We start from the raw sequence: 13,261 nt of genomic DNA on the forward strand, positions 1-13,261 counted from the left end.
CTCCCCACTCCCTACTCCCCACTCCCCACTGATTCTGATTCCCACAGGTGGTTCATCGGGGCAGATAAAATTCGTCATCCACACTTGGGAAACTCTCACAGCATCTGTAAAAGGATTTACCCAATACTTTCAACTAAAACAAGTCAATTCCTTTTGTGTATTACCGCTATATCACGTTAGCGGTTTAATGCAATTTATGCGCTCTTTCACCACCACAGGTAAACTGGCGATACTACCATTCAAAGCATTAGAAACAGGTCAAACATTAAATATTAAACAACCAGAGTTTTTCATATCTTTAGTACCAACACAGTTACAACGTCTTTTAGAAAATCCAGAATTAACTGAATGGCTATACCAATTTAATACTGTACTGTTGGGAGGTGCGCCAGCATGGAACGAACTATTAGAAAAAGCCAGATTTCATCGCATCCGGTTAGCACCTACCTATGGCATGACAGAAACCGCCTCTCAAGTTGCTACCCTCAAACCAGATGAGTTTCTGAGCGGTAAAATTAGCAGTGGTCAAATTCTTCCCCATGCAAAAGTAACTATTCGCAATCAGCAAGGCGAAATTTTAAATTCCAATCAAATCGGAAATATCACCATTCATGCTCAATCTCTAGCCCTTAGTTACTATCCGAGAACCAGAGAAAATCAGGATATTTTCCAAGTAGACGATTTAGGTTTTTTAGACGAACAAAATCATTTAAATATTGTCGGGCGTAGCAGCGACAAAATTATTACAGGTGGCGAAAATATTTATCCAGCAGAGATTGAATCCGCAATACAAGCAACTCAAATGGTTGCCGATATTTGTGTCATCGGCATCCCAGATAAACACTGGGGACAAGCCTTAACAGCAATTTATATTCCCAAACAATCAGATACCTCTGCCTTAAAAATCCAAACCCTACTTAAAGATAAACTCAGCAAATTTAAAATCCCTAAATATTGGATTCCCCAGCAAAACTTGCCCCGTAACTCCCAAGGTAAAATTAACCGCCAACAGTTACAGCAAATAGCCACAGAATTCCTCCAAAATTCCATCACATAATCTCTCTCGACTTTCTTCTCTCTGCGTCCTCAGCGTCTCTGCGGTTCGTTTCCAACCACTGAACTATCTCATCAGGTAATTCCTGCCTACTTCTACTACTCACATCAATACAAACATGTCTAGTAATAGCCTTAGCAACTACCACCTCAGCCACCGTAATTTCATAAGTAATTTCAAACTTATCAACACCTAGTTTTTGAGGTATTAAACTAATTAGCAACTTGTCCCCGCCAAACATAGGGCGGAAAAAATCGACACTAGTATGAACAATGGGGAAAGCCACAGACGGATTCGTGAAAAAATCTTTGATATTAATACTTGATGCCTCTAAAGATTCTTCATAAGCTTCATGGCAAATACCTAAAACGTTAGCGAAATAAACTACCCCAGCAGCATCAGTATCTTGAAAGCGAACCGTGCGTTTATAAGTAAAAGGCATTTTTGACAATTGAATATTAAAAAAACAGCAGGTTTATCCCCTACTCTACAAACTAATTTTATTGCAACTAAGTAAGTCGGTGATAAAAATTCAATTTCCCCAGTTCTGAGTTTGTATCGATTTGTTTAGTCTCATCCAATCCTTGGGGGTTAAATATATGGTGAGGAAAGGCGATCGCTTCTACATTGACTCCAACGGCGGAACCTCAAAGTCATTAAACGAGCAAACATTGTAAGACGAAGCCGCTAAAGCCTTTACCAGCTTACCATCGAGAGTCAGCAAAGTAGCACCTATCTGCTGTGAAAGTGCAACATAAGAGCCATCGTAGGCGGAGATTCCATAATTTAATGCGATCGCAACTGCATCCGCCATCAAATCAGCCGTGGAGACAACACGCAAGGGAAAAGCTTTGAGAGTAGCTAAATCTGTCTGAACCTCAGCATCAGTGTACATTCTTGCACGGACGTACTTCAATAAGGCGTTAGCACACTCAATGTAAAAGAGGTCTGGAACAAATATTTCCGTCTGTGGATTGGCAAAATGGTCGAAAAGTTGATTAACTTTGGCAGTTAGTGGATCAGCAATAAAATACTTGATACACACACTGGTATCTAACACGCATCTGAGAGGATTGGTCATCTGTCGCGGTCTTCTCGAATCAGTTGAGTACTATCAGGTAATCCAAAGTCTGCTGGATTCAAGCGGCGGCGACGGCGACTAATTTCCTCTAGGAGTTTTGGGACATTTTTTCGCCTTTCCTCTTCCGTTGGCTGTGTTTTTGCCTGCAAAGCGTTCTGCAAGATTGTAATAACTTGAGCATCAATTGAGTTATTTTCAGCTTTAGCTAACTCTTGCAGTTGTTGGTATAACTCATCAGGTATGTTTAGCCCATGAAGGGTAGCCATTGATTGACCTCCCAAAAGAATTTATTGCTAATCGTAACATGATGTAAGCAAGAAGGGATTTCATGGAGAAAACTCCTCTCACAGGAGAGGAGTACAGTAAGTGTTATGGTTTAGATGCTATTTATTGAGTGTTTCAATTGCTTCTTGAATCAATTGCTTAGTCTTGTGAAGATTTAGCAGTCTAGTTTGGTCATAGCGTTCAGGGAGTGGAAGTAACTTACCCTCTAGCGTTGCCCGAATTAGCGCAGCTTGTTCATTAGTAGGTTCTCCGATTTCATAAAGCATCGTGCCGAGCGCCTCAGAACTTCTCCAACTAGGATTCCTTAAACCTGTTTTGTGGTCTTGGAACTGCTGAATAGCTTGGACTGGAAAAGCCAATAACGGAGTAATCCAGCTTATTTTATACCCTGGATTTCCTACTGCCTTGATTCCGTACCGTGCAGCTAAGTCTTTCAATTCTTTAAGGGTTTTGCTTTCAAGTTCAGAACGTGTAAACATAGAAATGCCTAATTTTCTAATTGGGTTTGGCAGCTACCCCAACTTGCGAGGGTCGGCTAGCTGCCAATTAAATTATCGCACGACTTCATGCGATACAATTGGTATATAAAAATTTTTATGCCTAATTACGAAGAAAAACCTTATTTAAAAAAGCATCAATTTGCCACTGATAGAGAAGAACCATTAACCGCAAAAATAACTCTCAGACTTCCCCCATCCATGCTGGAAAAATTAAAAAGTCTAGATAACTACCCAGAATTTGTCAGGCAAGCAATTTGGGATGCGCTAAATAAGCTAGAAAATTCAAACGACACTATAGAAGATTGATACTAATTCGTAATTCGTAGAAAAGTTGTTGGCTTTGGTTAAAGCTTTTAGTCTTGGATAATACAAGCATCAGGTATATGCAACTAAAAGGTAGCGATCGCTTGACTTACCAGCACAATTTATGGTCTTGGGAGAGGACGTGATCGCCAGTACTATTGAAAAACAGGGAAAGAGCTATCGTTTCAAGAGACAAAGCTTGATTGTTCGGTTAACCGTAATTGCAATTTCCAAAAAACCTAACTTATACTTGCTCTCATGCTAAAAAAGGATTACATTTATTAAATAAGCCTTTTCTTTAAGCTTGGGTGAGCATAGCCCCAAAATGTTTTAGGGGTCTGTGTCTTAATTTGTATAAATCCTCACAAATGTTGCATCAGCTTTACTCAACTAGATGGAGATCATGAATGCCTGGGCATCAAAAATCAGTACTAAGCAACTGTAACAGTGTTATAAATTATCGAATTAAAGAATTGGAAGCAGAGGTTAATTACCTAAACATGGTGATTAGCACTCAAGCCCAAGTGATTGCTGAACTCCAATGGCAGCTAAATCCATATAGCCAAGATAGTGAATCTCTGTGCAATTCAAGTTATGAAAAAGGAATGGATTAAACAGTAAATCCTTTATTTGTTGAGGAGTGTCTCAAAAATAAATAAGTTATGGGCAGAAGAAAGAATTTTAACTATTCTCCAGGGCAACTATCCTTATTCGATTCTTCAGTTTGCGGAGAAGATACGAGTTCTGCAAGTTCGCCAACGCCACTTTTGCACTCGCAAATTAAACAGCCATCTGGCTTAGTCAAAGAAACTGCAACTGCGTATAAAGTGACTACAAAAGTAGATTCACCCCTCCAAGTTGCTACTGATATCGAACAGATACCTCAGATTCCTGTATATGTTGGAATCACCTTTAATGAATGCCAGGGTATTCGCGAGGTTAAACAGAGGTGGAAGAGAAATACAGTTCCTTCAAAAGTAGTATTTGATTGTAGAGCAATAGAGTTAGCAGCAGAGTACGCTTGCGAGTCTAAATTAACAGAGTTACTTGAGCTAGAGGAGATATATCTTCAGGAAACTTATCTTCGAGGGGGAGGTGGTTTGCTGAATATTGAAGTTTTTGTCAATTTATTACGGTGCTATGGAACTTTACATAAGTGGTCATGTGATATGCATAAGGCAACTGGAACAAAACCTATAATTGACTTCGAGTTTATTCCTCCAGATGTTAATACCCCTGTAGGACAACTATGGAAAGTTTTGGGAATGCACGGGTTAACTCAAAAAACACCCAAGAATGAATGGATAGATGTGATGGATTTCCAATCACGTATAGTTACACCATTACTAATGGTTAACAAAAGTAATCGCAACGATGTACTTCCTTATGTCCAAGACTGGTTAGACTTTATCTCTGATCGAATAGACAACAAAACACAGAACAAATTGTGGCAACTTGTATGTGAAGTTGTCAAAAATCTTATAGATCATGGTCATAGAGGAGTATTTGGAGTTTCTATTTGGCCAAGTGGTCACATAGAAATCATTTGGTCTAACCCAATTGATCATTTATCTGATTGGTGGCCTCCAGATGATAATGCTGTTGGTCTTGCCAATAGCCTCTTAGGTAGCCAAGGTGGTGGAATGCCTTGTATTTATGACTTGCTTCATCTTTATCAAGGTGTACTTATTATTAATTGGAAAACCCATCATTTAATCTTTCGTTCATCAGGAAAAAATGAAGAGGAGAAAAATTTATTGAATAAGCCACCAAGTTTTTCAATAATGGGTTTGCAACCTCGTAGTGAGGGTTTTTTACCCAGAAGTATTCTTTTTCATCTACATTTATTTGACCAGGAAAAGAGAAATAGGAGTTCGAACAATGCCAGTTATTAAACAACTTGATTTGCTAGAAGCAATCAAAAAACCGGATTGGCATCCTGATGGTGTCATTGAAGGTCGCAGACGCAAGATTATTACACTGATAGAATTGGGTGGCAAAGATTTTCGTAAGCCAGAGATGGTAAGTAAGTTAAAAGAATATTGGCAACCTGACAAGCAAGATATTCTGTACATTATTAATCTTCAAGATATAGATGTACTTACACCCTCTGCTGCCAAAGTTCTGGTAGAGTCCGCTCCAGATATTGCTTCAGATTGTAAGACACCAGTTATATTTACAAATGTACGACTAATGGTTAAGGAAAGCCTAGACAGCGAGGCTTGCCGCTTTCATCCGCCAAAAATTTTGTGGGTCATAAATGAAGAAGAAAAAGCAGACTTAATTGGTCAAATTCCAAATAAATTTCAAGAGTTGTTAGACTTTTTAGAACAAAATGGTCCAGCAAGTGCCAGTAAAATAGCCCTAATTCAAGAAGGAGAAACTTCTAAAAAAGCTGTAGGTAATATCAGTGTTTACTTACAGAAGCTTTTCAGTGCTGGATTACTTGGCCGAGAAAAAGTTACTGCTTTGGATCGTGAAGATGCTGAACGCGGATGGACATATTTATACTCAACAGCTGTAACTATCCGGAGAAATAATAAACCAGAATATTACATTAGGAGACCTTAATGAATCTTGATGAACGCCATCTCGAAGCAACTCGAAAAAATTTTGAAGCAGGTATGGATCGACCACTTCCTACTACCCTGCCTCCTCATAAGACTGTAGAACCGCATATTTATCCATCTACTTCTTATATTGCTGCCTTAGACGGTACAGATCAACAGATGTTTTTTTTGCCTTACAGCCCCGATCAAGGGATTGCTGCTTGGGGTGTTCTTTATGTGGAACTTGATACACAACATCCTCATGAAGAACCTTACCGTGATGGTCCCAGTGGGGGCTTCTTGATCACAGAGGATTTATTTTACTATCATCTGACAATGGATTTGCCCAACAGAGAAGAAAGCCGTCGCTTTCGTAATGACTTTTACGCAATTAGGCAAACCCTATCTTCTGCTAGACCTACTGAACCTCCTCTTTTAAACCCAAAATTCAACAATAAGAAAGGGGTGCGAACTTTAGCAGCTGTTGAAAGAGCTACAGGTGAATGGTTATCTCTGCGAGCAGCAATTACTCACCAATTAGCACCAGGTAGTTTGGTACTAAAGGATGGACGATTTAACTGTCAGATAGAACAAGCAGCCTCTTGGGTGGATGAATTGGGGCGAACATCTGTTCGTAATGATGTACGTTGTGTGGCAGTTGTCAAGTCTGGTTCGGTTTATAGTGCTTTGTTTCCAATTGTACGAGAAATTGCTAAGAAGACTGACAGGGCTTTCTACTTTCTTATCCCCTCAGAAATTATTGAAGAAAGCTACGCTAACGATAAATATAAACGCAAAACACTAATGCTTGGTGGAAAAGACCATACAGACCTGGCGGGTATCGGCGCACTCTGGACTGCTTTTTGTCCCGATCCTAAAAATTTTACAACTTTCGTCATTCTTGAATTTAATCTATATGACTTACATCATTACAAGCGTCTTGCTTATGAACCCCAAAGCTTAAGAAAATGGCAGAAAGATATTCTGAAAGCAAAAGTTGATGAGAGTGATCTGACAAATACTATTCACGTGACTGACTTAGTTATCGATGACAAGGACATCGAGAGACTTGTCGAACCTACTATTAGAGAACTTCTTTGGCTGTGTGAGCAGGAAGTATCTCACTTTGGTTATCCTAATTTACTTGGTATTGCCCATAAAGAGGTAATTCTTACTTCAGAAAAAATTAACATAATTCGTCAAAAATACCGCGAAGCTTTTGCAAACTCAAATGAATTATTGAATGAATTGTTTGATAATACTTTAGATATTACAGCACATAAACTACATAATATTTACTGATTTAAATAGCTTAAGATGACTGAAACTGAAATTGTAATTAATCAATCTAAAAAAATAGTAGAGAATGAATTCTTGGAAGATTTTCCTAAACGTGAGATTCCCAAATCCAAGGAAATAAACTTTGTAGTCGGTACTCAATTAGATGGCGAACATAAGTGCTATCAGGTAGAAATTGATGTCAGTTTTGATTGTCGAGTTGGAGATTTACTTGAAGCAAGAGATAATCGAACTGGAAGAAATTATTTACTTATGGTTACTGACATTGAGTATGCATTCTCGCATCGTGAAGAACACGCTCAAATGTTAGACTTACTCCGCCGCCGTCCGGATAAAGAAATTGACGATCCAACTTTTCGCGCTTTGTGCAAAAACCTTGCTATATGTAATCTTCTGGGAGAAATCCGCAGTGGAGAGATTACTGAACAAGGATACCGTCCTAGTAAATACACTACAACAGCCATTAGAGCCAGCATTAATACTGAAAAGTTAATGGCAAGTGAATGGCAAATTGGTATAAATATTGGTTCTCTACGTGTAGGCAGAGATGCAAGACAAGATATTCCTGTACATTTTTCTACAGTAGATTTAGCAGGGAAGAGATTTTTAATAGTTGGTCAAACTGGTAAAGGGAAGTCTACAGCAATGCGCCAGCTATTAGATGGTCATCTACGTTTGATGAATTCATATAAGGATAAAACAGATAAGCGCAAAGTAGGCTTTCTGGTAGATGATTTTAAAATGGAATATCCCTTTGATACATATAACCAAGCAGGGGAAACTGTACCAGGATTGGTCAATAAGTTGGGGAATATAGCTAAAGAAAAACTTATTATTTTGACTTGCAATCGTAATGAATATCAAAAGTATGGAGAGAAAGTGAGAGATATACTCCAACTTAAATTACCATTAGAAACTCTTTCATTATCAGTTTTTTGTGATTTAACCAATTTAACAGAAGCTCAAACTAATGTAGTGCGACTGATAGAAGATACCGACAGAAATCCATCTGAGTTTTTTAATGATTTGTTAGCTATAGATCAGTATGGTATGCCAGATACAGTTGTATGGGGTAGAAAATATGGGCCCATGTTCTATAGCGAAGCAGGGAAGAAAAAAGCTAGGGCTAATAAGGAAAGTAAACAGAAGTCTCAATCTTTGAATCAAGGATCACAAGAAGAACTCGAAGAATCAGATATTGATAAAGGTCTGCGCGATCGCTTATCTTATATTCGTCGTGCAGTACAACGTCTTTTGAAGATGCCTTTTATGACTAAAAATGCAACTCAGGGTGACTGCACTGGGAAATTACTTCAGTATTTACGTGAAGGTTGCACTGTAATTGTTGATAAAAATCATCTTGAGGATCACCAGCGTGAAATGCTAACGGTGATTCTTCTCTATCACATATTTCGTCACAATCAGGCATTAGCGAGTGGAAGCGAAGAGCAACGCAAGCAGATGATTCCAGTCGTAGTCGCCGTTGAAGAAGCCCAATATCTTTTATCAAAAGATAAGGTAGCTGATCCAGAATCAATTTTTGCCAAGATAGCCTTTACTGGACGCAGCTATCAGATTGGATTACTCGCAATTACCCAACGTCCTCAAGCCATTCAGAAAGAATTATTAGGCCAATTTGACGGTTTTTTAGTTCTACCATTAGAACATGCAAACGACTTTCGCCATCTGGCAGATGCTTGCCCAGTTCTTTCAGGTTATCGCAATGATTTAGCATCTGCCCCACTTGGTGGAGGCGTTCTGGCTTATGGTTCACCAAAAAAAGTAGTATCAGTTCAAATTGAGAATTATATTTAGGATATTACGGCTCAATGTAACTTAGCCTTGAGATGTTTGAATTGGAAATTACTCAATCCACCCCTATACTTTTTGAATAACCAGGGGTGGTAAATCTTGTTTTTACAATAACTCTAATGCTTTTGCAATAGTCTGTTTACCATCTATAGAACATGAGCATCGGTTATTAGCACGTGGTAGACAATACCGTTCTTTCCAAAATTCTGCTAATTCCTGGAAAGGCTGATCATTGTATATTGGAGTTTCTTCTTTTCCTGCAAGAATATCTTCTAAATTGTCTGTGTGAGATATAATAAACACTTCTCTTTTGATATTATGCTTAAGATAAGTTTGAGGTAAACATAATTGTCTAAGTACATGGCTAATAACTAGTTGTTTAACTTTTGGGCCTGTACCAAATCCTCTAACTGGTTTGTCCGGAAATAACTGTTGATGAAAAATTTTTATTTTTCGGTAAAGATCATCATTGAAGTAGAAAGTACCCCAACCCTTACAATTTCCCAGAGAAGCTGTAGCCCATAAGTTTTGGTTGCCTTTCTTTCCCTTACTTACTCGGTTGTACAAAGAACTACGTCCAAATGCACTTAGTGTAGTCACCGCTATTAAATAAGCAGGCAACACTCTTTTTTCCATTTCAGTTATTCGTCCTTCATAACGTTGTTCATAGTCTTGACGCACGTCCTTTGATGCGGCAGCCAAAACAGCAAGCTTACCTCCAAGTAAATCACTGTAAGGTGGTACTGCACCTACCGAGTAAGCATCCATAGTCTGATTTACTATTTCAGGTTTCCGTTCTCTAGGGATATTAAACGTTGTATCTCGTGCTGAAAAACCGATTGGTGGCGACTGTAAACCAAGAATACCCATTAGTTTGTGGTTGGAATCATCCCATATCAAATAATTGAGTCGTCTACCGTAACCCATACTATATGGTAGACTCCAAGATAAACGGGCGATACGAAAAATATCTCTTTGTGCTTGTTTTGTTACTAATTCCAACCTCGGTTGAATAGCTTCAGGAAAGACTTCTTTTGGTTCAGCAAAAACATTACTGTATTTTGGCCAGTTTTTATCAAGCCATTTCTTATGTTTACCAAGAGTCACAAGGCGTGAAGATGAATGTGCATTCCGGTAATCAGATTTTGGATTAGTATCTACAAGCCGTATCAAATTACGACGCATAGCATGAATCTCATTCATTAGTTCTTCCGCCTCTGTCACTAGGTCTTTCTCATATACAAGAGGAGAAAATTTGCTCTCCTGCACAGATTCAACGCAAGGTAAATTCATTTATTTATCCTTTCTAAGAGTCTAATTTCAGGCTACGAATGCACTCTCTTAAGACTTCTGTTTTTGTTTTTCCGTGTTTAGTACAGTAAGCCTCAAGAAGCTCAAGTTCGTTTTTTGGCAAGCGAATTTTAAGTTCTTTATCAGATGGTGGTTTTGTCCTTGCCATAATTTTTAGTCTATCACGTATGTGGGTACAAAGTGTGAACAAAATTTTGGGCCAGTTTTACTGGCAATTGGCTTAGGTTTACAAATTAAACTTTTGCCCAAATAAGTTAAATAATGAAAGGGTCGCTCCATCTTCTTGGTTTACAATAAAACCTGAAAAGCTGGCAAGCACATGGAAGCCCACCAGCAAGCAGTATCCCCAGCATCGGGAACTATAGTATTTAGATGCAAGTTTGGACAAGTTTTATATTTAAGAACGGAGAGGGGGAGATTCGAACTCCCGGAGGTTTTAGCCTCATCCGATTTCAAGTCGGACGCAATCGACCACTCTGCCACCTCTCCAGTAAATCTGTCAAACTTGTGCCTAACCTACTTTCAGACGCTATTCAGGCGCTTTTGTTGGTTAGCACTAAAGCTGACAGATAATACTATATCGTATCATCTACGCAGATTGCACAACTGAATGCGAATCTCTACGACACACTGCGCGATCGCTCATACAAAATTTCCTCCTCTGCCACCTGGAAGTCATTACCCACCCAAACTAGGGACACTTGCGAAACCACACCCGCCTCTAGGGTGACAATGGAAAAATTACGCAACTTCTCGCTGTCATTTTCCACAATCCTCGGCACAATGGCTGCATTCAAGTAAATTGTCCCCTCTGGACTTCTAAAGATGGGCTTGCGTTGCACCTTCTTGGTATGGCGTAAATCTCGGTGCATGTGACCAAATGTCACCAGGGGAATGGTTTTACCAGCAGTCAAGGCTTGAGAAATCGCCTCGCCAAAATCTGGATCACCAAAGTCGCCGCCAATTGGGTGCCAGTCTTTGCCGCAGGGGTCTTCGGGGCGATCGCCTAACCCACTAGGCCCATTGTGACCCAAAAATATAATCGTCTGGTAAGCGGCGCTTTTAACTGCTTTCACGATGCGATCGGCAGATTCTTCCAAACTCGTCACACCGTAACGTTCTTGACAGATTTCCGCGAATTTCCACTCTGGGCCACCCCAGGTAAAGGGACGACCCCCCACTACAGTTAAATTCCAAGCGGGAAAATCCAACTTACCGTAACCGACATGGGACGCGCCTAATAAATCGAGTTGTTCCTGTACCCAGTCTTCCTTAGAGCGGTCATAAGGAGCCTTTTTGCGTCCCCATTCGGTGGCGGTGTACCAAGCATCGTGGTTGCCCATCACAGCTGCTTTGGGAATATCGAGAGATGCGATCGCTCTGACCACTTCCACCGACTCATTGCCAAAATCCCCGACAAACAGCGCTAAGTCAACACCCAGATGCTTGAGTGCAATACCATCTTCCACTTCCCATTGGTCGTGAACATCTCCAATTACAGCAATTTTGAGGGTTATCGATTGAGTTTTCTGACTGGTCATGCCACTTTCCTTGCCGTCTATCTCCAGGATATGAAACTCAGCCCGATTTGGACACAACCCCAAAATATCAACCGTCCACTATTTTTGGTAAAAACTACTATAATTGATTCCACAGGATATAAATTTGCAACTTAAAGCACCCCCTAACTGTGTTTACCACTGCCCTAGCTCAACGAGAAAAAACCCAACCGGGTGAACTACCACTAGATTTGTTTGCCGCCATTGAGAGTCTCAAAAAAGAACTCAACGCAGTTATCCTGGCACATTATTATCAAGAGCCAGATATTCAGGATATTGCCGACTTTATTGGGGATTCATTACAACTGGCGAAAGCCGCCGAAAAAACCAATGCGGATGTGATTGTCTTTGCTGGTGTTCACTTCATGGCAGAAACAGCAAAGATACTTAATCCCGATAAATTAGTACTTTTACCAGATTTGAATGCTGGTTGTTCTTTAGCTGACAGTTGTCCACCAGAGGAGTTTGCAGCTTTTAAAGCCGCGCATCCAAATCATCTGGTGGTGTCTTACATCAACTGTTCTGCTGATATTAAGGCGATGAGCGATATTATTTGTACTAGTTCCAACGCTGTGAAAATTGTGCAGCAGATACCGAAGGATCAGCCGATTATTTTTGCCCCAGATCGGAATTTGGGGCGGTATGTCATGGAACAGACTGGACGAGATTTGGTGCTATGGCAAGGTAGCTGTGTTGTCCATGAAACCTTTTCCGAAAAGAAAATTGTCCAGTTAAAAATTACCCATCCAGAAGCAGAGGCGATCGCACACCCAGAATGTGAAAGTAGTGTATTGCGCCACGCCAGCTTTATTGGCTCCACAGCCGCTTTACTCAAGTATTGTCAAAATAGCCCCACCAAAGAATTTATCGTTGCTACCGAGCCGGGAATCATTCACCAAATGCAAAAACTAGCTCCTGACAAGCGTTTTATTCCTGCCCCGCCGATGAATAACTGTGCTTGTAACGAATGTCCGTTTATGCGGTTAAACACCCTAGAAAAGCTCTACTGGGCAATGAAAAATCGTACTCCCGAAATTACCATGTCAGAGGATATCCGCCTTGCTGCACTGCGACCAATGCAACGAATGCTGGAGATGAGTCTGTAACTAGTATTTTTTATACGTATGGAAGAGACGCAGTTTTGTTGCGTCTCTTCCATAAGTTATTTGTTCTAAACACTTGCTATTTATAAAACATGGTGCTAAGATTATTAATCGTGAGACAAATCGGGTCGGTGTCCGAGTGGTTAATGGAGACGGACTGTAAATCCGTTGGCTAGCGCCTACGCTGGTTCAAATCCAGCCCGGCCCACCACTTACGAAGTTATAGGTTATAATGGCTGGGTAAAGAGCAAAGCTCCCAGCATTGTAACTTACAACTGAAAAATCAAAATCGTCTTTTGCCCGTGTGGCTCAGTGGTAGAGCACACCCTTGGTAAGGGTGAGGTCACGAGTTCAATCCTCGTCACGGGCTTTTTAAAATGATCAAATAATCTACGTAAAATCAAG

General features: G+C 40.1%; 14 protein-coding genes and 3 tRNA genes. 10 read left to right on the plus strand and 7 right to left on the minus strand.

What is annotated here, in order from left to right; translation table 11 throughout:
- A partial coding sequence (locus HWQ41_RS08390) for a 2-succinylbenzoate--CoA ligase (protein ID WP_292761447.1) occupies positions 1 to 1,057 on the plus strand: 1,057 nt, incomplete at its 5' end.
- On the opposite strand, the gene HWQ41_RS08395 is transcribed toward HWQ41_RS08390, so the two are convergent.
- The 4 genes from HWQ41_RS08395 to HWQ41_RS08410 form a co-directional block, all read right to left on the minus strand.
- Positions 1,050 to 1,496 carry a thioesterase family protein gene (locus tag HWQ41_RS08395; RefSeq protein WP_292761449.1) on the minus strand — a complete coding sequence of 149 codons (447 nt, stop codon included), beginning with the start codon at positions 1,494 to 1,496 and terminating at the stop codon, positions 1,050 to 1,052. The two genes, HWQ41_RS08390 and HWQ41_RS08395, sit on opposite strands and share 8 nt — an antisense overlap.
- Positions 1,497 to 1,676: 180 nt before the next feature.
- A complete protein-coding gene (locus HWQ41_RS08400; protein WP_292761451.1) occupies positions 1,677 to 2,135 on the minus strand; it encodes a type II toxin-antitoxin system VapC family toxin in 459 nt (152 codons plus the stop codon).
- A complete protein-coding gene (locus HWQ41_RS08405) occupies positions 2,132 to 2,401 on the minus strand; it encodes a hypothetical protein (protein WP_292761453.1) in 270 nt (89 codons plus the stop codon). Before HWQ41_RS08405 ends, HWQ41_RS08400 begins: the two co-directional genes overlap by 4 nt.
- Before the next feature lie 117 nt (positions 2,402 to 2,518).
- Entirely contained in the window at positions 2,519 to 2,899 is a 381-nt protein-coding gene (locus HWQ41_RS08410; RefSeq protein WP_292761454.1) for a hypothetical protein, read from the minus strand.
- Positions 2,900 to 3,016: 117 nt separating this feature from the next.
- On the opposite strand from HWQ41_RS08410, the gene HWQ41_RS08415 reads away from it, so the two are divergent.
- The 6 genes from HWQ41_RS08415 (at position 3,017) to HWQ41_RS08440 (ending at position 8,886) form a co-directional block, all read left to right on the plus strand.
- Positions 3,017 to 3,226, plus strand: coding sequence for a hypothetical protein (locus HWQ41_RS08415; RefSeq protein ID WP_292761455.1), 210 nt, complete (start codon positions 3,017 to 3,019; stop codon positions 3,224 to 3,226).
- 404 nt (positions 3,227 to 3,630) lie between these two features.
- Positions 3,631 to 3,837, plus strand: coding sequence for a hypothetical protein (locus tag HWQ41_RS08420; protein WP_292761456.1), 207 nt, complete (start codon positions 3,631 to 3,633; stop codon positions 3,835 to 3,837).
- Positions 3,838 to 3,885: 48 nt separating this feature from the next.
- Positions 3,886 to 5,118, plus strand: coding sequence for a hypothetical protein (locus HWQ41_RS08425; protein ID WP_292761458.1), 1,233 nt, complete (start codon positions 3,886 to 3,888; stop codon positions 5,116 to 5,118).
- Positions 5,105 to 5,794, plus strand: a complete 690-nt coding sequence (locus HWQ41_RS08430) for a hypothetical protein (protein WP_292761460.1) — start codon at positions 5,105 to 5,107, stop codon at positions 5,792 to 5,794. The genes HWQ41_RS08425 and HWQ41_RS08430 overlap by 14 nt, the downstream gene beginning before the upstream one ends.
- Positions 5,794 to 7,074 (plus strand): hypothetical protein, encoded by a 1,281-nt coding sequence (locus tag HWQ41_RS08435; RefSeq protein ID WP_292761462.1) that lies wholly within the window; start codon positions 5,794 to 5,796, stop codon positions 7,072 to 7,074. Before HWQ41_RS08430 ends, HWQ41_RS08435 begins: the two co-directional genes overlap by 1 nt.
- Positions 7,075 to 7,089: 15 nt before the next feature.
- Positions 7,090 to 8,886 carry a DUF87 domain-containing protein gene (locus tag HWQ41_RS08440; RefSeq protein ID WP_292761463.1) on the plus strand — a complete coding sequence of 599 codons (1,797 nt, stop codon included), beginning with the start codon at positions 7,090 to 7,092 and terminating at the stop codon, positions 8,884 to 8,886.
- A gap of 102 nt (positions 8,887 to 8,988) precedes the next feature.
- On the opposite strand, the gene HWQ41_RS08445 is transcribed toward HWQ41_RS08440, so the two are convergent.
- From HWQ41_RS08445 to HWQ41_RS08455, 3 genes are all read right to left on the minus strand, one after another.
- The gene (locus HWQ41_RS08445) at positions 8,989 to 10,176 is read right to left on the minus strand and encodes a Druantia anti-phage system protein DruA (RefSeq protein WP_292761464.1); all 1,188 of its coding nucleotides are present in this window, start codon (positions 10,174 to 10,176) and stop codon (positions 8,989 to 8,991) included.
- Positions 10,177 to 10,598: 422 nt separating this feature from the next.
- Positions 10,599 to 10,683, minus strand: a tRNA-Ser gene (locus HWQ41_RS08450).
- 131 nt (positions 10,684 to 10,814) lie between these two features.
- On the minus strand, positions 10,815 to 11,735 hold the full coding sequence (locus HWQ41_RS08455; RefSeq protein ID WP_292761466.1) for a TIGR04168 family protein: 921 nt from the start codon (positions 11,733 to 11,735) through the stop codon (positions 10,815 to 10,817).
- A 149-nt stretch (positions 11,736 to 11,884) separates the two neighbouring features.
- On the opposite strand from HWQ41_RS08455, the gene nadA reads away from it, so the two are divergent.
- The 3 genes from nadA (at position 11,885) to HWQ41_RS08470 (ending at position 13,226) form a co-directional block, all read left to right on the plus strand.
- Positions 11,885 to 12,859, plus strand: a complete 975-nt coding sequence (nadA, locus tag HWQ41_RS08460) for a quinolinate synthase NadA (protein WP_292761467.1) — start codon at positions 11,885 to 11,887, stop codon at positions 12,857 to 12,859.
- 122 nt (positions 12,860 to 12,981) lie between these two features.
- Positions 12,982 to 13,067: transfer RNA gene (locus HWQ41_RS08465), tRNA-Tyr, on the plus strand.
- Between the two features lie 87 nt (positions 13,068 to 13,154).
- A tRNA-Thr gene (locus HWQ41_RS08470) sits at positions 13,155 to 13,226 on the plus strand.
- Positions 13,227 to 13,261 lie beyond the last annotated feature (35 nt).

It is taken from the genome of Nostoc sp. NOS(2021) (genome assembly GCF_017115025.1).
GTDB lineage: Bacteria > Cyanobacteriota > Cyanobacteriia > Cyanobacteriales > Nostocaceae > Nostoc.